A 23,042-nucleotide genomic window follows, 5' to 3' on the forward strand; every position below is an offset into this window, starting at 1 on the left:
GGCGCGGCAAGAGGACTGCGGAGGAAAACACCATGAGCAAGACAATCCGCCTGACGATGGCGCAGGCGCTGACCCGCTTTCTGAGCAAGCAGATGACCGAGATCGACGGCAGAAGAGTGCCCATCTTCGGCGGTGTGTGGGCGATCTTCGGTCACGGCAATGTCGCCGGCATCGGCGAGGCGCTGTACCAGCTGCGCGACGAATTGCCGACCTTCCGCGCCCACAATGAGCAGGCGATGGCGCATGCGGCGATCGCCTATGGCAAGGCCAATTTCCGCCGCCGCTTCATGGCCGCGACCTCTTCGATCGGCCCCGGTGCGCTCAACATGGTGACGGCGGCGGCGCTCGCCCACGTAAACAGGTTGCCCGTCCTGTTTTTGCCGGGCGATGTCTTCGCCAACCGCATCCCCGATCCGGTGCTGCAGCAGGCCGAGGACTTTTCCGACGGCACCGCGACGGTCAATGACTGCTTCCGTCCGGTGTCGCGCTATTTCGACCGCATCACCCGTCCCGAGCAGATCATCCCGGCATTGGCGCGGACCATGCAGGTGCTGACCGATCCCGCGGAATGCGGCCCGGTGACGCTGTCGCTCTGCCAGGACGTGCAGGCCGAGGCCTATGACTATCCCGAGAGCTTTTTCGCCGAGCGCGTCTGGCACCAGCGCCGGCCGCGTCCGGACCGGAACGAGCTTGCCGCTGCGGTTGCGGCGCTGAAGGGCGCGAAGAAGCCGCTGATCATCGCCGGCGGCGGCGTGCTGTATTCGCAGGCTTCGGATGAACTGGCGAAATTCGCCGAGAGCGCCGGCATTCCGGTCTGCGAGACGCAGGGCGGCAAGTCCTCGCTGCCCGACACGCATCCGCTCAACATGGCGGCGGTCGGCGTTACCGGCACCTCGGCCGCCAACCGGCTGGCCGAGGAAGCCGATGTCGTGCTCGCCATAGGCACGCGCCTGCAGGATTTCACCACCGGCTCGTGGGCGCTGTTCAAGAATTCCGGCAAGACCATTATCGGGCTCAACGTCCAGCCTTTCGACGCCGGCAAGCACCGCGCGCTGCCGCTGGTCGCCGATGCGGCCGAAGGGCTTGTCGAACTGGGTGCGGCGCTGGGGAGCTGGAAAGCACCGGCGACTTGGACGGACAATTCGGCTGCCGGCAAGAAGGCCTGGCAGGTTGACGCCGGCAAGGTGACGGCGTCGACCAACGCCGCCTTCCCTTCGGACGCGCAGGTGATCGGCGCCGTGCAGCGCGCCCTGGGCTCAGGCGTGACGCTGCTGAATGCGTCGGGCGGTTTGCCGGGCGAGTTGCACAAGCTCTGGCAGGCAGGCGCGCCCGGCTCGTACCATGGCGAATATGGCTTCTCGACCATGGGCTACGAGATTGCCGGCGGGCTCGGCGCCAAGATGGCCAAGCCCGACCAGGAGATAGTCGTCATGGTCGGGGACGGCTCTTACCTCATGATGAATTCCGAAATCGCCACGTCGGTGATGCTTGGCCTGAAGCTGACCATCGTGGTGCTCGACAACAGGGGTTATGGCTGCATCAACCGGCTGCAGATGGCCACCGGCGGCGCCAACTTCAACAACCTCTTGAAGGACGCGCGCCACGAGATCCTGCCCGACATCGACTTCGCCGCGCATGCGGCCAGCATGGGCGCTATTGCCGAGAAGGTGCCGTCGATCACCGGCCTGGAGACCGCGCTGCAAAAGTCGAAAACCAACGACCGCACCACCGTGCTGGTCATCGACACCGACCCGCTGATTTCCACCGATGCCGGCGGCCATTGGTGGGATGTCGCGGTGCCGGAAGTCTCCGCACGGCCGCAGGTCAACGCAGCCCGCAAGGCCTATGACGAAAAGCGGCAGATGCAGACTATTGGCGATTGATGCTAAGTCAGCGCTGCCCCCTACCTCCCCCTTGTGGGGAGGTCGGACCGAAGGTCCGGGTGGGGGTCTGGCGCCGCACCCACCCCGCTGCTTCGCAGCGACCCTCCCCACAACGGGAGGGTGAACAAGAAACCGGAGCTAAAACTTGAAAGCCAAACTGGGCATGTCCCCCATTGCGTGGTGGAACGATGATCTTGCCGAACTCAGCGACGACGTCTCGCTGGAAGAGTGCCTGCGCCAGTCGCGCTCTGCCGGCTTCACCGGCATGGAAATGGGCCGGCGTTTCCCAAACGACCCCGAAATCATGCTGCCGATCCTGAAAAAGGCCGACGTGACGCTGTGCGGCGGCTGGTTCTCCGGCACGCTGGTCGATGAGGATATGGGCAAGAACAGGGATCGCATCCAGCCGATGATCGACCTGTTCAGGGCGGTGAATGCGCCTTGCATCGTCTATGGCGAGGTCGGCCGCTCGATCCAGGGTGATCGCTCCAAGCCTCTCGCCACCAAGCCGAAATTGTCGAACGACGAAATGAAGGCCTATGCCAGGCGCCTCACCGAGTTCGGCGAATGGTGCGCAGAGCAAGGCATGCCGCTGTCCTATCACCATCACATGGCGGCGGTGGTCGAGACCGAGCCGGAGCTCGATGCCTTCATGCGCCATTCCGGCGAAGGCATTCCGTTGCTGCTCGATGCAGGGCATCTCGCCTTTGCCGGTGGCGATGTGCTGCGCGCCATCGACAACCACCACAAGCGCATCAGCCATGTCCATGTGAAGGATGTGCGCATGGGCGTGATCGACGGGCTCGACCGCACGAAGCAGTCCTTTCTCGACGCCGTGGCGCTCGGTGCCTTCACGGTGCCTGGCGACGGTTCGCTCGATTTCGGCGCCATCGTGCAGCGCTTCGCCGACCATGGCTATGAAGGCTGGTTCGTCGTCGAGGCCGAGCAGGACCCGAAGAAGAACCCGCCGCTGAAGATGGCCCAAGTGGGTTACAAGGAGCTGATGCGGGTGATGACGGCGGCCGGCTACACGGTGGAAACGCAAGGCTTTCCCAATGCCTGAGGCGATCCGATGAAGGATTACGAGCACCCGTTCTTCCGGCCGCTGTGGCGGCGCGTTGCCGTCGTCGCCGTCTGCGTGATCTGGGCGGGAATAGAAGTCGCCTCCGGCACGCCGTTCTGGGGTGTCATCGCGCTCGGCTTTGCTGCCTACGCGGTGTGGCAGTTCTTCTATCTTTACAAGCCGGTGGAGGAGAGCAAGGCTGCGCCTGATCGACCGAAGACCGGCGAAGCGAAGGCGGACGCCGAACCGAAGGAATGAAGCGGCCGCGGCTCGGAAGAGCTTGCGGGTCGGACACTCGACACCTGGCATATCGCCTACTTCGCGACGGAGCTTCGCTCCTGGTTCGCCCTAGGATGACGAAGTTGAGAGGCCGACCTCGAAGACTTGCGATAGGAGACAAAACATGTCGAAACTGCTCGTCAAAGCCGACAAGGGCCATGGCCGCGTCGCGCATGTCACGCCCAACAGCGCCGGATGGACCTATGTCGGCTTCGACCTGCACCGGCTGAAGCCGGGCGAGACCGCATCCGGCAAGACGCAGGATCGCGAAGTCTGCCTGGTGTTCGTCACCGGCAAGGGCATGGCAAAGGCCGGCGGCCGGGAACTCGGCCTGCTCGGCGAGCGCATGTCGCCCTTCGAGGGCAAGCCGTGGTCAGTCTATATCCCGGAGGGTTCGGACTGGTCGGTCACCGCCGACACCGATCTCGAACTCGCGGTCTGCTCGGCGCCGGGCCTGGGCGGCGGCTTGCCCGTTCGCGTCATCGCACCCGACGACCTCGGCCAGGAGACTCGGGGCAAAGGCACCAACACGCGCTACGTCACCAACATATTGCCCGAGGGCAAGCCCGCCGACTCGCTGCTGGTGGTCGAGGTCATCACGCCCGGCGGCCACACATCGAGCTACCCGCCGCACAAGCACGACCAGGACAATCTGCCTGCCGAATCCTATCTTGAGGAAACCTATTACCACCGCCTCAACCCGCCGCAGGGCTTTGCCTTCCAGCGGGTCTACACCGACGCCGACAAGTCGGGCGCCCGCGAACTGGACGAGGCGATGGCGATCGAGGACGGCGATGTTGTGCTGGTGCCCAAGGGCTATCACCCCTGCGCCGCCTGCCACGGCTACGACCTCTATTACCTCAACGTCATGGCCGGGCCGAAGCGGACGTGGAAGTTCCACAACGCGCCCGAGCACGAATGGCTGATGAAGGCCTGATCGGCCTTCACTTGCGGCGGAAGCTGTTGGTCAAGCAGGAAAAAATCGTCGGCTAACGATCCATGGGGTCGATTTGCCTTCGAAAACCCGCATAAGCTTCGTCAATCCGTCATGGAAATCACCTATGGCAGCGGGCTGACGAGGATTTTCGATGCGCTACGCCATTTATTTCACCCCGAGGCAGGACGAACCGCTGGCGCGGATCGCCGCCAACTGGCTGGGCCGCGACCCCTTTGGCGCCGCCACCAGGCCGGTCGAGGCGGTGGGCGAGCTGTCGGCGGCCGAAGTCGCCTTTCACACCGCATCGGCGCGGCGCTACGGTTTTCATGCGACGCTGAAAGCGCCCTTCCGGTTGGCCGCCAACGAAACCGAAAGCTCGTTGCGCGCGGCGCTGGACGCCTTTGCCGAAGCAACGCCGACGGTCACCATCCCGCGCCTGGTCGTCAGCCAGATCGATGGTTTCTTCGCTTTGCTGCCGGAAGGCCCGCTGCCGCCGCTCAACCGTTTCGCCGATGATGTCGTGCTTAGCTTCGACCGTTTTCGCGCGCCGCTCACCGAGGCCGAGATCGAGCGGCGCAGCCCGGATTCGCTGAAGCCGGCCGAGTTCCGCAATCTCTGCCAGTGGGGCTATCCCTATGTGTTTGAGACCTTTCGCTTCCACATGACACTGTCCGGCCGGGCCGGGCCGCAGGAAAGCCAACGTCTGCGCGCGGCAATTGACAGCCTGTTCGCCGATGTGCTGCAGCAGCCGGTGCTGGTGGATGCGCTGACGCTGTTCGTCGAAACCGAACCGGGCGCTCCGTTCATGGTGCTTTCGCATCATGCGCTCGGCCGCCGCGCTGCCCGAAAAACCGCCTGACCGCAATTCGTCCGAGTAAGCAAGGACTGCCTGAATGACCGCCGAAACTGTTCTCCACAACGCCCGCATCGTGCTTGCCGACGAGATCGTCGAAGGGTCGCTCGTGCTGCGCGACGGTTTTATCTCCGGCGTCGACGCCGGCACCGGCCACACCGGCGGGAGCATGGGCGGCGAGGACATGGGCGGCGACTACATCATTCCCGGCCTGGTCGAGCTGCACACTGACCATCTCGAAGGCCACTATGCGCCGCGCCCGAAAGTGCGCTGGAACCCGATCGCCGCCGTCCTTGCCCATGACGCGCAGGTGGCCACCGCCGGCATCACCACCGTCCTCGACGCGTTGCGTGTCGGCATGGACGAGGACGCGAATATTACCTCCGACGACATCCGCAAGCTCGCCGGCGCGATCGAGGACAGCGTCGCGAAAGACCGGTTGCGGGCCGACCATTTCCTGCACCTGCGCTGCGAGGTCTCGGCGCCGGATTGCTTGCGGGCTTTCGCCAATTTCGATGGCGACGAGCGGGTCAAGCTGGCCTCGCTGATGGACCATGCGCCGGGACAGCGTCAGTTCGTCAATCTCGAGACCTACGCCCATTACTATCAGCGCAAGCTGAAATTGACCGATCGCGACTTCCAATTGTTCTGCGAAAAGCGGATGTCGGAATCGGCGAAGAATTCGGGACCGAACCGGGTGGCGATATCAGCCGCCTGCAACGAGCGGGGCATTGTGCTGGCGAGCCATGACGACGCCACATCAGGCCATGTCGACGAGGCGATCGAGCAGGGCGTGCGCGTCGCGGAATTCCCGACCACGCTGGAAGCCGCCAAGGCCTCGAAGGATGCCGGGCTCGGCGTACTGATGGGCGCGCCCAACGTCATGCGCGGCTCCTCGCATTCGGGCAATGTCTCGGCCCGCACGCTGGCCGGCGACGGCCTGCTCGACATATTGTCGTCCGACTACATTCCCTTCAGCCTGATCCAGTCGGCCTTCTTCCTCGGCGACGTCGTCGAGGGCATTTCCCTGCCGCAGGCGGTTGCGATGGTGTCGAAGAATCCGGCCGAGGCGATCGGCCTCGACGACCGCGGCGTCATCGAACAGGGCCGCCGCGCCGATCTGGTGCGTGTGCGCGTCGACGACCATGTGCCGGTCGTGCGCACCGTCTGGCGCCAAGGGCGCCGGGTCGCCTGATGGTCTCGGCGTCGATCGAGCGCGAACTCAGCAGCGAGGCCTTTCCGCTCCGCAACGGCGTGTTTGTCGCCGTCGTCGGCCCGAGCGGCGCCGGCAAGGATACGGTAATCGGCTATGCCCGCACCTTGTTTGCCGACGAGACGAGGCTGGAGTTCGTCCGCCGGGTCATCACCAGGCCGAGCGACGCCGCAAGCGAGGATCACGACACGCTGGCCGACGCCGCCTTTGCCGAGGCCCAGGCCGACGGCGCTTTCGCCATTTCCTGGGAGGCGCACGGCCTGCGCTATGGCATCCCGGCCGATGTCGACTGGTCGATAGCCAATGGCCATGTCGCCGTGGCCAATGTCTCGCGCGCAGTCATCCCGGTGCTGCGGGAGCGCTATGCCAATCTGGCTGTCGTCGAGATCACCGCTTCGCCGGAAATCCTCGCCGAGCGTCTCGCCCAGCGCGGCCGCGAATCGCGCGGCGAAGTGCTGGCTCGGCTCGCCCGCAGCGCCAATGTCGCTTTGTCCGGACCCGGTGTCACCTCCATCGACAACGGCGGCCAGCGCGAAGCCGCCGGAGAACGCTTCGCCGAGGTGCTGCGCAAGGCGATGGCCTTCTCGGATATCTCCGGCGTGATGTAGCGCTACTCGGCCGCGACAGTCTTGCGGCTGGCATCGAGCATCAGCCGCCTTGCGCGGAACACGCCCCATTGCTGGTCGACCAGCACGCCGATCAGGATCACGCCGCCCATCACCGCGAAGTTGAGCGAGGACGGGATGCCGAGCAGATTGACCAGGTTCTGCAACTCCTGCAGCAGCACGGTGCCCAGGATGACGCCAACCAGCGAGCCTTCGCCGCCGCGCAGCGAGAAGCCGCCGAGCACGGCGGCGGCAATGGCGTAGAGTTCGTAGAACTGGCCGTGGCTGGCCGGCGAGATCGAGCGCGTGTACATCGCGAAATAGATCGCCGACAGCGCCGTCAGAACGCCGCAGATGACATAGGCGGCCATCACGACGCGGCCGGTGCGGATGCCCGAATATTTAGCCGCCTCTTCGTTCTTGCCGATGGCATAGAGGTAGCGTCCGAACACCGAGCGGTGCAGCACCACCCACATGACGATCGAAATGACGATCAGTGCGATGAAACTGTTGGGCACGCCATAGCTGCGGCCCGCGGTGAGGAATTCGAGCTCGGGAAAATTCTGGCCGAAGGCGAAGCCGGCGGTGCCGTCGGCGGTATAGAAACGGGCGACCCCGCGATAGATCAAAAGGCCGCACAGCGTCACCACGAAGGGCTGCAATTTCAGCCTTGTGATCAGCCAGCCATGCGCCAGCCCGATGATGCCGCCCAGCACCAGGATCAGCGGCAGCGCCAGCGGCCATGGCATGTCGCGCACAGCGATGAAATCGATGAACAGCGTGCCGAGCAGCGCCACCAGCGACCCCACCGACAATTCGATGCCGCCGGTGATGATGACGAAGGCCTGGCCGATGGCGAGGATCCCGAACAGGCCGATCAGGTTCGAGGTGTTGGCGAGGTTGATCGGCAAAAGGAAGCGCGGGTTGATGGCGGTCACCACGGCGCCGACCACCAGGATCAGGATCAGCAGGCCGAGATCTTTTTTGCTCATCGTCTTCTCCCCAATGCGCCGGACCGGCAATCGCCTGAAGCCCGCTAGTTTGCCGGCTTGCCGACCGCCAGCAACAGCACGTTTTCCTGGCTGAATTGTTCCTTGTCGAGAATGCCCGAGATCTGGCCCTCATGCATGACGGCGATGCGGTCGGACACGCCGATCACCTCTTCCATGTCGCTGGAGATCATCAGCACGGCGACGCCGGCATCGGCCAAGGCTCGCATCAGCCCGTAAATCTCGGCCTTGGCGCCGATATCGATGCCGCGCGTCGGCTCATCGAGGATCATCACCTTCGGGTTCATCGCCAGCCATTTGCCCAGCACCACCTTCTGCTGGTTGCCGCCCGACAGCGTGCCGGTTCGCGTCTGCACCGACGGCGCTTTGATGCCGAGATTCGTCTTCTGCTTCTCTGCGGTGGCGGCCTCGGAGCTTGCCGACACCAGTTGACGCTTCGCATGCGCCGGCAGGTTGGGCAGCGAGATGTTCTGCGCGATCGACAGGTCAAGCAAAATGCCGGTCAGCTTGCGGTCTTCCGGAACCAGGAAAATGCCATGCGCGACCGCATCGGCCGCCGAACCCAGTACAAGCGGCTTGCCGTCGAGTTCGAGCCCACCGCCAAGCGTGCTGTCGATGCCGAAGAACACCCGCGCCAGTTCGGTGCGGCCGGAGCCGACAAGACCGGCAAGGCCGAGGATTTCACCGCGCCTGATGTCGAGGTCGACCGGCCGGGCAGGGTAGGCGGGGGTGCGGATGGCTTTGGCCGAGAGAGCCGTGGCGCCCGGCGCCCGCGCCGCCTCGGAGGCCTTCTCGCGCTCCTTCAGCATGCGGCCGATCATCAGCTTGACCATCTGGTCGTGGTTGATGGCGCTCTTCGGCAAGGTGCCGGCCAGCATGCCGTCGCGCAGCACCACGACGCGGTCGGCGACGCGCTCGACCTCATGCAGCCGGTGCGAAATGAAGATGACGCTGATGCCATCGGCCTTCAGCGCCTTGATGACGTCGAGCAGCTTGTCGGTTTCGGCAAGCGGCAGGCTCGATGTCGGCTCGTCGAGGATGACCAGCCGGGCCTTGATCGACAGCGCCTTGGCGATCTCGACCATCTGCTGCTGGGCAAGCGACAGCGAGGCAACCGGCGTATCGGCGGAAAAGTTGGCGCCGACACGCTTCAGCAGCGGCGCCACCATTTCGCGCAGCTTGGCGCGGTCGACCAATCTCAGCGGCCCGCCGCGCAACGGCTCGCGGCCGAAGAAGATATTGGCGGCAACATCGAGGTTTTCGAACAGATTGAGTTCCTGGTGGACGAAGGCGATGCCCGACCCCAGGCTGCCTTCGACGGTGAGCCCGTCATGCGCAACGCCGTCGACGGTGATGGCGCCGCTGTCCGGCCTGGTGACGCCGCCGAGGATCTTCATCAAGGTCGACTTGCCGGCGCCGTTTTCGCCGACCAGGCCGATCACCTCGCCCGGCCTGACTTCCATGGAAAAGCCGTCCAGCGCCACCACGCCCGGATAGGTCTTGCGCACGTTCTCGAGGCCGAGGAACGGGGTGGTTGCGACGATAGATGGGTCGGAATAATTCATCACGCCATATTTGATCAGGCTTGCCAGCAGCCGGTGGGCTACAGACTGACGGGCCTTGGCCGACCCGTCAACACGATCGCCGGCTCAAGGCGAACCCTGAGCCGGCGCAACTGCTCGTGGTCTCAGTTTCCGGACATCGCCTTCAGATTGGCGGCATAGGTGTCGACATCGTCCTTACCGATGATCTTGGTCGGGATGATGATCAGGCCGCCTTCCGGAATGCCTGATTTGTCGCCCTTGAGATAGGCGGCCATCAGCTTCATGCCCTGATAGGCCCATTCGAAGGGCTGCTGCACGACGGTGGCCGCCACGGTGCCTTCCTTGACGCCGCCCAGCGTGATCGGATCGTCATCGAAGCCGACGACGGTGATCGAGCCGAGCTTGCCGGCGTCGCGCAGCGCTTCATAGATGCGCGGCGTGTTGTAGGAATAGAAGCCGACCATGCAGGTGATGTCGGGGCTGGCGACCAGCGCGTCCTCGACATTCTTCTTGGCGCGCGCCTGGTCGATGTCGTCGCCGCGCACGTCCACCAGTTCGATCTTGCTGCCGGCGAGGCCGTCCTTCATGCCCTGGATGCGCTCCTTGGCATTGTCGGCGCCGAGCAGGCCGACGAAGCCGAGGCATTTGCCGCCGTCCGGCATCGCCTTCTTGGCGATCTCGGCCGCCTGCTTGCCGGCGTCGACATTGGACGAGCCGATATAGGCGACGCGCTTGGTCTGCGGGGCATCGGAGTCGGTGGTGAACAGCGCCGTTTCCGACGCGATCTTGTTCAGGCCGTCGGTCGAGGTCTTGGGGTCGACGGCCGAGACCATGATGCCCTTGACGCCGGCGGTCACCAGATCGTCCATCAGCCGCTGCTGGATGGCGACCGAGGACTGCTCGGGATATTTGAGTTCGAGATTGTAGTCGGGCAATTCGGCCTGCGCCTTCTTGACGCCGGCTTCGGCGGCCTTCCAGAAATCGGAAGCGCCGTTGACGACGAAGGCCAGCGTCGGTTTGTCGTCGGCGCGCGCAATGGCTGTCGCGGTCAGGCCGAGCAGCAGGGCTGCGGTGGCCACGGATGCATGTCGTATCAAGGATTTCATGTTCAACCTCCCGTTTTGGCTCAGTCGTCGGACTGAACCGATCTTGCATTCACTGACTTGCCGCTCGCGATTTGGACGCCCTCCTCCTCAGGGGTTCCCGGCGCTGAAGAATGGCGTCGTCGGTCGCGATCACGGACTTTAGAGACTCATCCCGTGCTCGTAAATAGTCTGATTTGTCTGACATATCACATGTCCGAGACCAGGCTTGCGGAGGCAAACCCCGCTCACCATCGGGCCATTCACGTGCACTTCTCGCCGCACGGGTCCCACCTGACCGGGCACGGCGGATTGACGTTACAGCGTCGTTTTGTATTAGTAAACACTATTAGCAGAGGTCTCGCGCGGACACTCGGCGGTGGCCCTAGGTCTAATTTGCCCGAACAGGTGCAGCACGGCTTCGCGCAAGCAGATGCCTTGCAGTCCTCGAATTTCACGCGGCCCGAAGCGGCATGGCGGCGAACTTCAAAGCTGCTAATAAAGATAAACGCCTTCGACTATTTCCATTGGTCGACGGCGCGACACCATCTTGTCGGGGTGGCAGGCTTGCGACTAGACAGGCTGGGGATTGGGACGCAATGCCATGAGCGAGACGAGGGATCCGGACGACACGGCGAAGCGGCGCAAGGCGCCGGCGAGAGCTGCCAAGGGCGGCCGCGTCACCATGACCGACATTGCCAGGGCAGCCGGTTGCTCGCAGGCGACCGTCTCTTTCGTGCTCAACGATTCGCCCGGCATCCGGCTGTCGCAGCAGACGCGCGAGCGGGTGATCGACGCCGCGCGCTCGCTCGGCTACGCAGCACCCGCCTTCTCGGCGCTGCGCAAACCTGTTCCCGCCTTCGATGGACTTGACGGTGTCATCGGTTTCGCTGTCGACCAGCTGGCGACAAGCCCGGAAGCCGTTGTCGCCATCGAGGGCGCGCGCCAGGCGTCGTGGAACGCCGGCAATGTGTTGCTCGTGGCGCAGACGATGAGCGACGCCGTCATGGAGCCGCGCGCCATTGCGGCGCTCACCAGGCGCGGCATCTCGGCGCTGATCTACATGACCATCTTCACCCGCGAGATCACGGCGCCGGACTTCCTCTACGGCCTCGACATCCCGGTCATCCTGCTCAACTGCTACACGGCCGATTATGCCTTCCCGGCCGTGGTGCCGTCCGAGATCGCCGGCGGCCAGAACTCGACCCGGCATCTGATCGGCCACGGCCACCGCCGCATCGCTACCATCACCGGCGAGCCGTGGATGCAGGCCGCGCAGGACCGGCTGAAAGGCTACCGCAGAGCGCTCGCCACCGCCGACATCCCGTTCGATCCCGAACTGGTGGTCGAGGGCGACTGGTCGGCGAGCGCCGGCTATGCCGCGACCGTGAAGCTTTTGGCGCTGAAGGAGCGCCCGACCGCCATCTTCTGCCAGAACGACCGCACAGCCATCGGCTGCTACGAAGCGCTGAAGGAGGCGGGCCTGCACATCCCGCAGGACATCTCCGTCGTCGGCTATGACGACGAGGAGATCGCCCGCCATCTGTTCCCGCCGCTGACGACATCGATCCTGCCGCACATGGCGATGGGCCAATGGGCGATCGAACAGCTCGAAGTGCCGGCGCCTCCCGGCCGCGGCCGCTATCCAATCACCAAGCTGGAATGCCCGCTGGTGCAGCGGGATTCGGTGGCAGCTGTGGCTGGATAAAGCTGAACCAGCCCATCCCGATGCAAATCGGGATGGGTCTGTTTGGTGTTTGCGCCTCAGGGCAGGGTCTATCCGGGAACGTGCCGCGGTTAGAACCGCAAGACGACGAAGGAGCGCCTGCGATAGCAGCGCCGGCGTAACCGGCCATGCCGCCAGAACGTGCGGCAGTGCCGTCTCCAGACATGCCGCCTGTGGTGGCGACGATGGTGCCATCGCCGATGCGATATCTGCTCGACATCGCCCGGGCCTTCGTCGTCATCAAACGAATTGGCATCCTGCTTGTCGAGTTCATCGAGAATGCCGTTACCGATATTGGGAACCCCGGCCACGGCCTCGAGAGGCCGAACCGCGGTAGCAAGCGCCGCGGCCCCCGCAACGCCGAACAATGCTGTCAAGAATGATCGCCGATCCATCAAAACCTCCATCAGCAAGACAAGGCTAACATGACGAGCCTAACACAAAGCAGCTAGAGCGGGTGATACAAAAGGCCAGATGCGAATCTTCGAGCCGGCCCAAACGGGTGACCGGACGGACGGCAGAGGTCAGATTAAGGCCGCAACCGGGCGGCGCGCTTCCTTCGGCTCGGTGACCAAGCCATGCAGAATGCCGCCGATGAAAGCGCACAGCCTGACCGGTTCCGCCTTTCCGCGAAACGCTGAACCGCTCGGCAAAGCTCTCTCCCTAAGAATGCCCGCCACCTTGCGGCATTGGGGCTGGCTGAGAGACTGATGCCCCACGGCACATGCGATGTTGCGGTACTCAGCGCCGCGCCAATATCCGGCAGAGCTCCTTCAGGTCCCGGTCGTAGGTGCCCTTGCCGCTGAGCACGCTGGCGCAGCGTTTCTTCATCTTGGCGATCTGGCCGGCCGACATGGCGCTGATGGCAACCACCGCCGGTCGCGTCGGCACCGCCGGCGTGTTGGGATCCCTGGGGCTGGTGGACGTTGTCTGTGTGCCAATGCCGACGCCGACCCCGGCCGTCACTCCACTGCCCACCCCGACCCCGGCGCCGACCCCGACACTGCTGCCGACGGTTGCGCCGACCCCGACCCCGACGCCCGTGCCGACCGATACGCCGGCGCCGGCGGTAACGCCGCTGCCAACCGAGGCGCCGACACTGGCGGTGGTGCCGCTGGTGCCTCCGACCGTCGCTCCGGCATTGACGCCCTTGCTCCCGCCGACCGAGACACCGACGCCAAGCCCGCCGCCACTGCCGCCGACCGAAACACCCACCCCACCGCTGCCGCCGATGCCCACACTGAGCCCGCCCGCGCCAGCCGGAAAGCACAAAGCCACGGTAACCGCGCCGCCGGCCAAGACCTTTGTTAAACTTTTAAAGAAATCCATAACGCCGCTCCCCGTGTTGGTTGCCTGGACGCAGGTTGAACAGCATCCGTTACCAATATGATTACGCGAGTGTAGCGTTTTTAGTTTCTGCAAGAATAGGTAGTATTGGAAATCGTTGTTATGGCTTCTTGCGGCGACCGGAATATATATTTTGGAATTGGCGGAAAAAATCGAGGATTTGCGGTTAGACTCGGAACCTTAGACAGGCAGGACGAGTGCTCGCATGCGGGAATTTACCGGGCGCATGCCTCAGGCCATCTTGCGACGCCGCTTCGCTAGGCTGCGGTGGAGAATGGACCCTCGAGAATGGGGCTCGTACTGCAGAAAAGGGGACGATCCAAGAAACCCGCGACGATCTCCACCGATGTCGGGCGCGTTGTGCGCCACATCGTTCCGCTGCTCGCAGTCGACGGCGTCAGCGCTACCCTTGCGGGCATACCTTCGCCCCGTTTGGCGTTTCTGCCCTTTGGATCGGATGCCGATCGTCCGCTGGCGTTTCGAATCTCTTCAACTTACGCCGAGTTTCGCAAATCCACTTTAATCCCGGCTAACGTTCGAAGGGTTCGCCAAGCGAGGCGACACCGTTCAGCCTGAGCAAGCGGCGGTCCGCCGAGATGACACCGAGCACGACGATCGTAACGAGATAGGGAAGGCTGGAAAGCAGTTGCGATGGCAAGTCCAGACCGGTCGCCTGGGCGGCGAGGCTCATCAGCGAAACCGCACCGAAGAGGCAGGCACCCAGGAAGATGCGGCCAGCGAGCCACGTACCAAAGACAACGAGTGCGATCGCGATCCAGCCACGTCCGGCAATCATACCGTCCGCCCAAAGCGGCGTGTACACCGCCGCCGCATAGGCGCCGGCAAAACCCGCCATCATGCCACCAAAAGCTATGGCCGCGATACGGATAGCGATGACCGGATAGCCGATGGCATGGGCTGCCTTGGGATTCTCGCCGATTGCCCTCACGACAAGGCCGACTCTCGTATAGGCAAACATCGCCCAGATCGCAAACGTCACGGCAAGGGAAAGCCATACGACGACGTCCTGGACAAACAGCCTGCCGACTACCGGGATTTCCGAGAGGCCGGGAAAGGCAAGTTTCGGGAGCCCCTTGACCGTCAAGCTCTCGTAGCTTTTGCCGAACAGCGCCGAAAGGCCCTGGCCGAGAATGCCGATCGCAAGGCCTGTCGCGACCTGGTTTGCCCGGAATCCGAGTGCCAGCACTGCAAAGACGAGGGACAGGACGGCGCTACCGAGGCCGGCGGCAACGAACCCCAGCAGGTGTCCACCGCCGTGGTAGACGACGATGAACGCGAGCACCGCGCCGAGGGCCATCAGGCCCTCTACGCCGAGGTTAAGAACGCCGGCGCGCTCGACCACCAACTCGCCGAGTGCGGCAAGGAGAAAGGGGGTTGCCGCTGCGAGCATGCCCGAAATAATGAACTCGACGGCGTTCATGGCTGGCTCAGGTGATGGGGGCGGCGCCACTCGATGCGGTAGCGCACGAAGGCCACAGCGCCGAGATAGGCGAGCAGCAAGCTGCCTTGGAAGACGCGGACGGCGGCGATCGGCAGGTTTGCCGACACCATCGCATTGTCGCCGCCGATATAGAGGACAGCCATGAAGAGCGCGGAAAAGATGATGCCGACTGGATGCAACCCGCCGAGATAGGCGACAATGATGGCCGCATATCCGTAGCCGGTCGAGATCGAGCGCTGCAACTGGCCGAGCGGACCCGCGACCTCCGCCGCGCCTGCCAGTCCCGCCGCCAAGCCACCGATCAGAAGCGATAGCCAAATCGCACGCCCTTCGCTGAAGCCGGCGTAACCGGCCGCGCGCGGGGCAAGGCCGCCGACCTTGAGCTTATACCCTATGAAGCTTCGCTGCATGAAAACCCAGGCCACCAGCGAGAGCGCAAGTGTGATGAGCAGCGAGACGTTGACACGGGTACCGGTGATCAGGGTCGGCACCATCGCGTCGTTCTGAAACATGACGGATTGTGGGAAATTGAAGCCGGCCGGGTCCTTCCATGGGCCGAGCAGCAAGTAGTTGAGGACTTGCGTCGCAACGAGGCTCAGCATCAGGGAGACCAGGATCTCGTTCGCATTGAGCCTGACGCGCCAGAAGGCGGTGATAGATGCCCAAAGCGCACCGCCGATGGCACCGAGAAGCAGCATCAGCGGCCAGATCCACTGCCCGGTCGCCTGCGGAAACCAGACGGGGATCGCCGAGGCGAAAATAGCGCCCAGGATAAACTGGCCCTCCCCGCCGATGTTGAACACTTTTGCGCGGAAACCGATCGCCAGCCCCTGCGCAATAAGGAGAAGAGGCCCCGCCTTCAGCAGCACCTCCGCGAACGATGCCCAGGAGAGGAACGGCTCGAGAAGCATCGCGTACAGGACGGCCGCCGGATCTCGGCCTATCAGCACATAAAGGCCCAGATTGAGGATGATCGCCATGCCAAGCGCGACAGCCGGGGCCAGCATGGCCGCGACGAGCGAGGCATGCTCCCGGCGGACGAGCGCGGGGAGGAACGTCGCGGCCCAAACGCTCATGCAGGAACCTTCTCTGGCGAGGCATGTGCTCCGATCATGTATCTGCCGATGTCTTCGGGGCGCGTGTCCCGCGTGACCAGAGGCGGACTCAGCATTCCATGATGGAGCACCTGGATGAAATCGCAGAGTTCGAAAAGTTCCTCGAGTTCCTCGGAAATTACGAGGATCGCCACGCCCAGGTTGCGCAACGCGATGAGCCGCCTTCTGATGGCGGATGCAGCGCCAATGTCTACACCCCAGGTTGGCTGCGCCACGAAAAGCAGTTTTGGCGACAGCATCATCTCGCGACCGACGATGAATTTCTGCAAGTTGCCGCCGGACAGCGAGCCCGCTTCGGCATCCGGGCCGGAGGCGCGGACGTCGTACCGACGGATGCATTCGCTGGTGAAAGCCGTCGCTCCGGCGCTGTTGATGAGGCCGCGCCTCACGAGATCGAAAGGATGGGCGGTAAGAACGGTGTTGAGCACGAGCGACATTTCAGGGACCGCGCCGCGTCCCAGCCGGTCTTCGGGCACGAAGGCGAAGCCAAATCTCCTGCGCGCGGCCGCATCGAGTGTGCCTACGTCGCGGCCCATCATGTAGATCCGGTCGCGTTGTTCCTTCAGCAGCATCGCTTCGCCCGAGATGAGCGCGGCAAGCTCGCCTTGGCCATTGCCCGATATTCCGGCTATGCCAAGGATCTCGCCTGATCGTACCGTGAGGCTGATGCCGGAGAGCGGCGTGGCAAAGGGGTCGTCCGGCGTGTAGTCCATGTCGATTATTTCCAGCCGCTTCTCCCCCTCGGGCATGGCCAACGCGGGCATCACCTCGGGCATGTCGCGGCCGATCATCATCCGGGCGAGGTCGTGCGCATCATAGTCGCGCGGGTCGACGGTGCCGATAACGCGCCCTCCACGCAAGACCGTCGCCTGGTCACAGATCGTGCGAATTTCCTCCAGTTTGTGGGAGATGAACAGGATGGACACGCCGCGGTCGCGAAGGCGCCTGAGCGTGTCGAACAGCTTCTTCACCGCCTGCGGCGGCAAGACCGAGGTCGGCTCGTCGAGAATGAGCAGCTTCGGGTCCGTCATCAGGCAGCGGATGATCTCCACCCGCTGCCGTTCGCCGACCGAGAGCGCGTGCACATCGGCGAGAGGATCTACTTCAAGGCCAAAATCCTGGCCGAGGCTGCGGATGCGCCCGGCCAGCTCCGCCTTGCCGCCGGGGACGACGAGCTGGATGTTCTCGACGACAGTCAGCGTCTCGAACAGCGAGAAATGCTGAAAGACCATGCCGATGCCCCTGCGCCGTGCCTCAGCCGGCGAGGCAAGGCGCAGAGGCTCTCCGTTCCAGACGACGGTGCCTTCGTCCGGCTGTTCAACGCCATAGATGAGCTTCATCAGCGTCGATTTGCCCGCCCCATTCTCCCCGAGGATCGCATGGATCGATTGGGGCGCCACGTCCAGATCGATGGCTTCGTTAGCCCGGATCTGGCCGTAGCTCTTCGAGATGCCGCGGAGCGACAGAAGGGGCGGGGTCATGACTTACTTCGGCAGTGGTGTGGTGACACCCTTGACGTGCCAGTCCATCGCGACGATCTCGGGATCCGCTATCGTCGCACCGGCGGCGGCGGCTTCGCTGCCGTCGGCCTTGGTGATTGGACCTGTGAAGGGCGAGAAGCTGCCGTCGGCGATCCTCGCCGCCACTTCCTTGATCTTCGTCATCGTGTCGGCTGGGATATCTGAGTTCCAGTCCACGACCTCCACCACCTTTTCCGCGACGCCGAGGAAGGTGTTGGCGCCCTTGAAAGTTCCGGCGAGATGGGCATCCACGGAAGCCTTGAAGAAGGGCGACCAGTCCGTTGCGATGCAGCCGAGATATTTCTTCGGTGCATATTTCTTCATCGACGAATTGAGGTTGAACGCATAGACGCCAGCCTCCTCGCAGGCCGAGATCACGGAGGGTGTGTCCTGCGCGTTCGAGAAGATCACGTCGCAGTTCTGTGCCATCAGCGCCTTGGCGGCTTCCTGTTCCTTGGCCGGGTCGAACCAGGAGTTCACCCAGACGACCGATACCTCGACATCGGGATTTACAGTCTGTGCGCCGAGCGTGAATGCGTTGATCGAGGTGATCAGCTCCGGAATGGCGAAGGCCGAGACGGAGCCGAGCTTGCCGGTCTTGGAAAGAGCCGCGGCGGCTATGCCGAGCAGGTAAGTGCCCTGGAAATACTTCGCCGCGAAGGGCGAGAAATTCGGCGCGGTCTGGAAGCCGGAGGCATGCAGCACGGTGACCCCAGGATCGCGGCGGGCGATCTGTAATGCACCATTCTGGTAGCCGAATGAGCCGGCGATCAGGAACTTGTTACCGTCGGCGACGGTCTTGTTCATGATCCGGTCTGCGTCCGGCCCTTCGGCGATGTTCTCGATGACGGTGATCTTCACCTTGTCGCCGTAGGCGGCCTTGACCGGCTCGAGCCCGGCGGCGAGCGCATGGCCCCAGCCGACATCGCCGACCGGCGACGGGAGCACGAGCGTGATACCGAGCGGCTCGTCGGCCGCAAAGGCGGGACGGCTGCCAAGCGCGCCGGCAAGCCCTGTCGCGGCAAGGCCCTTCATCAGAGTTCTGCGGGTCAGATAGTTCAGCATGTCAGTTCCCCTGTCTTAAGTTGTTAGAATTCCACCGCGGCAAAAGCGGCTTCCGCGTCCGCAGCAAGCCGGGTCTCGTTCAGCCCGGTAAACGCACCCTTCTCCCAGACGATGCGGCCGTTGATCATGGTCATGTCGGTGGGCATGCCGATGCCGACCTTGGCGATCAGGCTCAATGGATCGTGGCGCGTGCCGACATAATCCATGCGGCGCGTGTCGATCGCGAAGAGGTCGGCGGCCATGCCGGGCGACAGTCGGCCGATGTCATTGCGGCCCAGAAGCGCGGCCCCGCCCGTTGTCGCATAGCCGAGGAAATCGACCGGCGCAGGCACGGGATGAGCGCGCGTCGAGGCCGCCAGGCATTGCAGCATGTAGGCGGAATGGATGCAGTGCATGAGGTTGGAATTGTCGTTCGAGGCAGCACCGTCGCAGCCGAGACCGACGCGCAGGCCAAAGGCGGACATGGCGGGAATATCAGTCACCTCCGCGCCCACCAGATAGACCGGCTCAGGGCAATGCGAGACACCGGTGCCGCTCGCCGCCATCAGCCGCAGTTCGTCATGCGTCAGCTCCCAGCAATGGGCATAGAAAGTGTCTCGGCCGGCAAATCCGAGGTCCTCGAGATAGTCCACCGTACGCATGCCATGGCGGGCCTCGATGATCGGGCTTTCGCCCTCGCCGACATGGGTGTGCATCCGCACCCCGCGATCACGCGCCAGCGAAACCGATTCCACGAAGGTCTCGCGGTAGCAGTTGACCGGCTGGCAGGGAGCGACCACGACCTGACGCATGCTGAAGGGACTGGTGTCGTGATAAGTGTCGATGAGGCGTGCGCAGTCGGCAATGAATTCGTCCGTGGTCTCCAGCATCTCGTCTGGAATGGTCGAGCCTTCCGATTTTGGCAGCGTGTTGCCGCCGCGGCCGGCATGGAAACGCATGCCGAGAAGATCGGCCGCTTCGAACTGCCGGTCGATGAGCCGTTTTCCGGCATGGCGCGGAAAATTGTACTGGTGGTCGAAGGCCGTCGTGCAACCGTGCTTTATCATCTCTGCCATCGCCGTGATCGAGGCGTGGTAGAAACAATCCTCGTTGAGCCGGGAGAAGATCGGATAGATCCGGTCGAGCCATTCGATGACCGACAGCTTCGTCCAGTCGAGTTCGGCACGGTTGCGCACAAAGCACTGAAAGAAGTGATGGTGCGTGTTGACGAGGCCGGGATAGACGAACCAGCCGTCGGCGTCCTGCACGATAGTACCGGCCGGCAACTCGCTTCTGTGCAGGCCTTGCCCGATTGCCTCGATCTGCGGGCCATTCGTCAGCACATCGACATTGCGCCGGACGCTCGGACCCCTGCCCTCGTCGGTGATGACCGCTGCGCAATTCTTCAGGAGATAGCCGGTCACCTCACGCCTCGTCCAGCATGGGTCGCGGTTCGGGCTTCAACTCGTGCAGCCGGTGGATACCGGGCATTTCGATGAAATTGTCGAGGCTGCGGAGCGCTCGCGACCAGAGCCGGATCGTGGGATACGGATCGAGGGAAACGCCGCCGTCGGGCGCGAGCGCGACGTAGGGAAAGCAAGCAATGTCGGCAATCGTCGGCCGGTCGGATGCGAGAAACCGATCGCCACGCATTTTTTGTTCGAAGAGGCCGGCTTCCAGCTCACGTAGTGCCGCTATGCCATTGGCCTGAAGCGCACCGATGTCACCGGGACGCAGCAGCATCTCATGCAGGCGCGCGCCGCCGAGGTTGGCGGTCAGCCTGTGCGAGAAGGAAAGCCATTGCTGGATGCGCGCCGTCTCCTCGGGGGCGCCGCTGCCGAGCCAGGCCGGTGCTGCCTTCGCGGCGAGATAGCCAAGCATGGCGGAAGACTCGGTCAGGATCAGGTCGCCGTCTTCAAGGATCGGGATGGAGCCTCCCGGATTAAGCGCCATAAGCTCGGGGCCACGATGCTCGGCGCCGGGATGGAAGTCGACCGGGCGGATTTCGAGCTTCACACCTGACAGCGTCGCCATCAGGCGCACCTTGTAGCAACTTGGGGAGAGGATGTAGTCGTAAAGCTTCATTGTGCCACCAATTGCGCGCCGTAGGTATAATTGTGGCGCTTCAGCCAGCGGCGATAGGCGACCGAGGTCAGGTCGGCGCGCGTCGGGATTTCCATGCCGGGATCGAGCGGCAGAAGACGCGGGATCTGGTTTTCGAGGATCGAGCGGTCCTGCAGGAAAATCGTCTGCTGGAAATGGATGAGGTCGGTCTGTGGCGTCTCGTCATCGAAAAGCGCCATCCACGGCCAGACGTCGCAGAGATCCTCGGCAAGCGGTTGGACGAATAGCGTAATGACATCCCATTCGCCCGGGCGCGGCGGGCAGGTCTTGTAGAGGACTGAGCAGGTCGGAGCCGGCACGCGGTACATGTATTCCGTCGTGATACCTCCGCTCGCGGATTTCGCCGCCTGCGGCTGGTAGAACTTCACCTGGGTCGCCCAGACCTCGTCCTCTTCCTCGCGGATCTCGACCTTGTAGTTTTCGACCTCGGTATGCGGCTCCGAGCCGAGGATGTCGGTATGGACGAAGGGGAAGTGTGCGATGTCGAGGAAGTTCTCGACGGCGCGGAGCGGCGAGCAGCGCACCCGCACCACGCCGACATCGACGAAGCGGCGCCCGGGCTGGTCTGCCTCGGGAATTGGGAAGACCGGTTTCTTCGGTTCGCCGAGCGACGACCAGATATGGCCATAGCGCACCGAAACCGGCAGCACGCGCCCGTTTTCGCCTGTCACTTTCGCCGCGCCATCGGCGTCGAGCGCAACCTTGATCGGCTCGTCCATCAGGGTGGTCTCGCGCCCATAGCGGTCGAGCCGGCTGAAAAGCCCGACCGGATACCATTCGTCGCGCATCGCATCGTCGATCATGGCACAGCCCCTTTCGCCTCGATCCCTTCGGCCATGCGCCGAAGGCTCTCGGCGGCTCGCGAGGCGGCGATGCGCTCGGACGCATCGCAATCGGCTGGAACAAGGACGTGGATCAGCGTCTCGCCGGCTTCCTGCGGGATAGGCACCAGGCGGATTGCCGGCGCGCCGGGCGCCTGCCAGACGTATCCTTCAACGGTGGCCTTCGTACCGGCAGCGACCGAGAGTGCCGAACATCCGGCGCGGGCCGTCAATGAACGGAGCGGGACGTAACCCTCAAAAAGGGGTGGCTTGCCGTCAGGCTCTCCATCAGCGACCCAGATGATCCCGCCCGCCTCTTCGACCAACCGGGTCGCAACGCGAATCGTCTCCGGCGGCGTGAGGCTGGGATGGGCAGGAATGCGCAGGCACTGACCGGCCTGCGAATAGGTCCAGCCGTGATAGATGCAGGAGAGCGCCTCGCCGCGCACGAAGCCATGGGAGAGGCGCATGCCGCGATGCGGACAGCGATCCGCCGATGCCGCCAAGCGCCCCGATTGGCTTCGCCAGAGGGCAATGGGACCGGCGGGCGTCCGCCCCGGCATTACCTGTCCTGTTGGCAGATCCTGGGAAAGGGCGACCGGCACCCAGGTGTCCGTCTTGTCGGACAGCATGACCTTACTTTCCGTACTGATACTACTGTTTCCCGACCAGAGAGATGCCGGCGCAAGGAGTTGGCGAACCGCTCGATGCGGCTGACGTATGCATAATTATTTCGCAATTGCAATATTGATTAAATTAAGTGCAAACGGAGGGTAACCACACGCAAAGCTATATGTTTTTTTGCTCGACAGGCGCGCGGTCGATCGTCTCGACCCAGACTTCAATGGGCCCAAGCGAACATCCCATCTCCATCATGTCGATCAGTTCCGCCGCACCGGCAATATCGAGTTCGATGCGATCGGTGCTTGCATGAGCGATGTGGTGCGCGAGACCGAGCTTGGCCGCATGGCGCATGATCCAGGGCAGGAAGGACGCGGGTTCGAGGTGGCCGCGAATGGTCATCCGCTCATGCAAGCGGTGTTGACTTTGCTTCATCACGAACGGAACGCGCGCCTTGGTGTCACGGTCAGCAGCATAGCGTCTGACTGAACGGGCGGAAGTGGTAATCGACGCGCCAATAACACCGAATATCGACTGATCGCCCGTGCCTAGACCCGGGCACTCATGCATGTCGCCCAGAAGTGCCGAGGTTGTGGGACAACGACATGCATTAAACAAAGACTTCAAGCGGTCGCATGAATCCGTTCAGCGCGACGCTCTTTAGGGTTATCCAAGCTATTGTAATGCATCTGCCCTTCCCGAGAGATGGGTGACAGTTCATTCCGGAGACATGGGTTACACTTTCGGCCCTTTGCAAGGAGAGCAAGGTGCCTTGGAAGGAGTGTAACGTCAT

22 protein-coding genes are annotated in these 23,042 nt (G+C 63.5%); 9 read left to right on the plus strand and 13 right to left on the minus strand.

The window, feature by feature from the left end:
- Positions 1–32: 32 nt before the first annotated feature.
- From iolD to phnN, 7 genes are all read left to right on the plus strand, one after another.
- The gene (gene iolD / locus NKH54_RS21860; RefSeq protein ID WP_352443579.1) at positions 33–1,883 is read left to right on the plus strand and encodes a 3D-(3,5/4)-trihydroxycyclohexane-1,2-dione acylhydrolase (decyclizing); all 1,851 of its coding nucleotides are present in this window, start codon (positions 33–35) and stop codon (positions 1,881–1,883) included.
- 145 nt (positions 1,884–2,028) lie between these two features.
- Positions 2,029–2,946 carry a myo-inosose-2 dehydratase gene (gene iolE / locus NKH54_RS21865; RefSeq protein WP_353028857.1) on the plus strand — a complete coding sequence of 306 codons (918 nt, stop codon included), beginning with the start codon at positions 2,029–2,031 and terminating at the stop codon, positions 2,944–2,946.
- A 9-nt stretch (positions 2,947–2,955) separates the two neighbouring features.
- Positions 2,956–3,204, plus strand: coding sequence for a hypothetical protein (locus NKH54_RS21870; RefSeq protein ID WP_023823972.1), 249 nt, complete (start codon positions 2,956–2,958; stop codon positions 3,202–3,204).
- A gap of 145 nt (positions 3,205–3,349) precedes the next feature.
- A complete protein-coding gene (gene iolB / locus NKH54_RS21875; RefSeq protein ID WP_353028858.1) occupies positions 3,350–4,162 on the plus strand; it encodes a 5-deoxy-glucuronate isomerase in 813 nt (270 codons plus the stop codon).
- 151 nt (positions 4,163–4,313) lie between these two features.
- Positions 4,314–5,021 (plus strand): DUF1045 domain-containing protein, encoded by a 708-nt coding sequence (locus tag NKH54_RS21880; RefSeq protein ID WP_023703742.1) that lies wholly within the window; start codon positions 4,314–4,316, stop codon positions 5,019–5,021.
- A gap of 34 nt (positions 5,022–5,055) precedes the next feature.
- On the plus strand, positions 5,056–6,210 hold the full coding sequence (locus NKH54_RS21885) for an alpha-D-ribose 1-methylphosphonate 5-triphosphate diphosphatase (RefSeq protein ID WP_353028859.1): 1,155 nt from the start codon (positions 5,056–5,058) through the stop codon (positions 6,208–6,210).
- Entirely contained in the window at positions 6,207–6,836 is a 630-nt protein-coding gene (phnN, locus tag NKH54_RS21890) for a phosphonate metabolism protein/1,5-bisphosphokinase (PRPP-forming) PhnN (protein WP_023744939.1), read from the plus strand. Before NKH54_RS21885 ends, phnN begins: the two co-directional genes overlap by 4 nt.
- 2 nt (positions 6,837–6,838) lie before the next feature.
- Here phnN and NKH54_RS21895 read toward each other — a convergent pair whose 3' ends face one another.
- The 3 genes from NKH54_RS21895 to NKH54_RS21905 form a co-directional block, all read right to left on the minus strand.
- Complete coding sequence (locus NKH54_RS21895) at positions 6,839–7,825, minus strand: ABC transporter permease (RefSeq protein WP_023672350.1); 987 nt, start codon at positions 7,823–7,825, stop codon at positions 6,839–6,841.
- A gap of 44 nt (positions 7,826–7,869) precedes the next feature.
- A complete protein-coding gene (locus NKH54_RS21900; RefSeq protein WP_352510633.1) occupies positions 7,870–9,408 on the minus strand; it encodes a sugar ABC transporter ATP-binding protein in 1,539 nt (512 codons plus the stop codon).
- Between the two features lie 122 nt (positions 9,409–9,530).
- Positions 9,531–10,493: a sugar-binding protein gene (locus NKH54_RS21905; protein ID WP_023672352.1), complete on the minus strand. Its 963-nt coding sequence runs from the start codon at positions 10,491–10,493 to the stop codon at positions 9,531–9,533.
- A 580-nt stretch (positions 10,494–11,073) separates the two neighbouring features.
- Here NKH54_RS21905 and NKH54_RS21910 point away from each other — a divergent pair.
- Together NKH54_RS21910 and NKH54_RS21915 are read left to right on the plus strand one after the other, a co-directional pair.
- Positions 11,074–12,177, plus strand: a complete 1,104-nt coding sequence (locus tag NKH54_RS21910) for a LacI family DNA-binding transcriptional regulator (protein WP_031199367.1) — start codon at positions 11,074–11,076, stop codon at positions 12,175–12,177.
- 146 nt (positions 12,178–12,323) lie between these two features.
- A complete protein-coding gene (locus NKH54_RS21915; protein WP_196813590.1) occupies positions 12,324–12,578 on the plus strand; it encodes a hypothetical protein in 255 nt (84 codons plus the stop codon).
- A gap of 358 nt (positions 12,579–12,936) precedes the next feature.
- On the opposite strand, the gene NKH54_RS21920 is transcribed toward NKH54_RS21915, so the two are convergent.
- The 10 genes from NKH54_RS21920 to NKH54_RS21965 form a co-directional block, all read right to left on the minus strand.
- Positions 12,937–13,524: a hypothetical protein gene (locus tag NKH54_RS21920; protein WP_023703734.1), complete on the minus strand. Its 588-nt coding sequence runs from the start codon at positions 13,522–13,524 to the stop codon at positions 12,937–12,939.
- 547 nt (positions 13,525–14,071) lie between these two features.
- Entirely contained in the window at positions 14,072–14,983 is a 912-nt protein-coding gene (locus NKH54_RS21925; protein ID WP_023710456.1) for an ABC transporter permease, read from the minus strand.
- Positions 14,980–16,080, minus strand: coding sequence for an ABC transporter permease (locus NKH54_RS21930; protein ID WP_023683613.1), 1,101 nt, complete (start codon positions 16,078–16,080; stop codon positions 14,980–14,982). The genes NKH54_RS21925 and NKH54_RS21930 overlap by 4 nt, the downstream gene beginning before the upstream one ends.
- Complete coding sequence (locus tag NKH54_RS21935) at positions 16,077–17,600, minus strand: ABC transporter ATP-binding protein (protein ID WP_023699370.1); 1,524 nt, start codon at positions 17,598–17,600, stop codon at positions 16,077–16,079. The genes NKH54_RS21930 and NKH54_RS21935 overlap by 4 nt, the downstream gene beginning before the upstream one ends.
- Before the next feature lie 3 nt (positions 17,601–17,603).
- On the minus strand, positions 17,604–18,701 hold the full coding sequence (locus NKH54_RS21940) for a BMP family ABC transporter substrate-binding protein (RefSeq protein ID WP_196813867.1): 1,098 nt from the start codon (positions 18,699–18,701) through the stop codon (positions 17,604–17,606).
- Positions 18,702–18,727: 26 nt separating this feature from the next.
- The gene (locus NKH54_RS21945) at positions 18,728–20,107 is read right to left on the minus strand and encodes an amidohydrolase (protein ID WP_352510631.1); all 1,380 of its coding nucleotides are present in this window, start codon (positions 20,105–20,107) and stop codon (positions 18,728–18,730) included.
- A 1-nt stretch (position 20,108) separates the two neighbouring features.
- The gene (locus tag NKH54_RS21950) at positions 20,109–20,768 is read right to left on the minus strand and encodes a glutathione S-transferase family protein (RefSeq protein WP_023699368.1); all 660 of its coding nucleotides are present in this window, start codon (positions 20,766–20,768) and stop codon (positions 20,109–20,111) included.
- Complete coding sequence (locus NKH54_RS21955) at positions 20,765–21,610, minus strand: aromatic ring-hydroxylating oxygenase subunit alpha (protein WP_023689146.1); 846 nt, start codon at positions 21,608–21,610, stop codon at positions 20,765–20,767. The genes NKH54_RS21950 and NKH54_RS21955 overlap by 4 nt, the downstream gene beginning before the upstream one ends.
- A complete protein-coding gene (locus NKH54_RS21960) occupies positions 21,607–22,260 on the minus strand; it encodes a Rieske 2Fe-2S domain-containing protein (protein ID WP_023689147.1) in 654 nt (217 codons plus the stop codon). The genes NKH54_RS21955 and NKH54_RS21960 overlap by 4 nt, the downstream gene beginning before the upstream one ends.
- 157 nt (positions 22,261–22,417) lie before the next feature.
- Positions 22,418–22,684, minus strand: coding sequence for an acylphosphatase (locus NKH54_RS21965; RefSeq protein WP_023689148.1), 267 nt, complete (start codon positions 22,682–22,684; stop codon positions 22,418–22,420).
- Positions 22,685–23,042 lie beyond the last annotated feature (358 nt).

The organism is Mesorhizobium sp. M1004 (assembly GCF_040318795.1).
In the GTDB taxonomy this organism is placed as follows: domain Bacteria; phylum Pseudomonadota; class Alphaproteobacteria; order Rhizobiales; family Rhizobiaceae; genus Mesorhizobium.

Coding starts and splice junctions, on each gene's coding strand:
- NKH54_RS21900 (WP_352510633.1), bottom strand. CDS start 9,408: ATGAATTATTCCGACCCATCTATCGTCGCAACCACCCCGTTCCTCGGC.
- iolB (WP_353028858.1), top strand. CDS start 3,350: ATGTCGAAACTGCTCGTCAAAGCCGACAAGGGCCATGGCCGCGTCGCG.
- NKH54_RS21920 (WP_023703734.1), bottom strand. CDS start 13,524: ATGGATTTCTTTAAAAGTTTAACAAAGGTCTTGGCCGGCGGCGCGGTT.
- NKH54_RS21930 (WP_023683613.1), bottom strand. CDS start 16,080: ATGAGCGTTTGGGCCGCGACGTTCCTCCCCGCGCTCGTCCGCCGGGAG.
- NKH54_RS21910 (WP_031199367.1), top strand. CDS start 11,074: ATGAGCGAGACGAGGGATCCGGACGACACGGCGAAGCGGCGCAAGGCG.
- iolD (WP_352443579.1), top strand. CDS start 33: ATGAGCAAGACAATCCGCCTGACGATGGCGCAGGCGCTGACCCGCTTT.
- NKH54_RS21895 (WP_023672350.1), bottom strand. CDS start 7,825: ATGAGCAAAAAAGATCTCGGCCTGCTGATCCTGATCCTGGTGGTCGGC.
- NKH54_RS21960 (WP_023689147.1), bottom strand. CDS start 22,260: ATGCTGTCCGACAAGACGGACACCTGGGTGCCGGTCGCCCTTTCCCAG.
- NKH54_RS21925 (WP_023710456.1), bottom strand. CDS start 14,983: ATGAACGCCGTCGAGTTCATTATTTCGGGCATGCTCGCAGCGGCAACC.
- NKH54_RS21880 (WP_023703742.1), top strand. CDS start 4,314: ATGCGCTACGCCATTTATTTCACCCCGAGGCAGGACGAACCGCTGGCG.
- NKH54_RS21870 (WP_023823972.1), top strand. CDS start 2,956: ATGAAGGATTACGAGCACCCGTTCTTCCGGCCGCTGTGGCGGCGCGTT.
- NKH54_RS21965 (WP_023689148.1), bottom strand. CDS start 22,684: ATGAAGCAAAGTCAACACCGCTTGCATGAGCGGATGACCATTCGCGGC.
- NKH54_RS21955 (WP_023689146.1), bottom strand. CDS start 21,610: ATGATCGACGATGCGATGCGCGACGAATGGTATCCGGTCGGGCTTTTC.
- NKH54_RS21950 (WP_023699368.1), bottom strand. CDS start 20,768: ATGAAGCTTTACGACTACATCCTCTCCCCAAGTTGCTACAAGGTGCGC.
- NKH54_RS21905 (WP_023672352.1), bottom strand. CDS start 10,493: ATGAAATCCTTGATACGACATGCATCCGTGGCCACCGCAGCCCTGCTG.
- NKH54_RS21885 (WP_353028859.1), top strand. CDS start 5,056: ATGACCGCCGAAACTGTTCTCCACAACGCCCGCATCGTGCTTGCCGAC.
- NKH54_RS21935 (WP_023699370.1), bottom strand. CDS start 17,600: ATGACCCCGCCCCTTCTGTCGCTCCGCGGCATCTCGAAGAGCTACGGC.
- NKH54_RS21915 (WP_196813590.1), top strand. CDS start 12,324: ATGCCGCCAGAACGTGCGGCAGTGCCGTCTCCAGACATGCCGCCTGTG.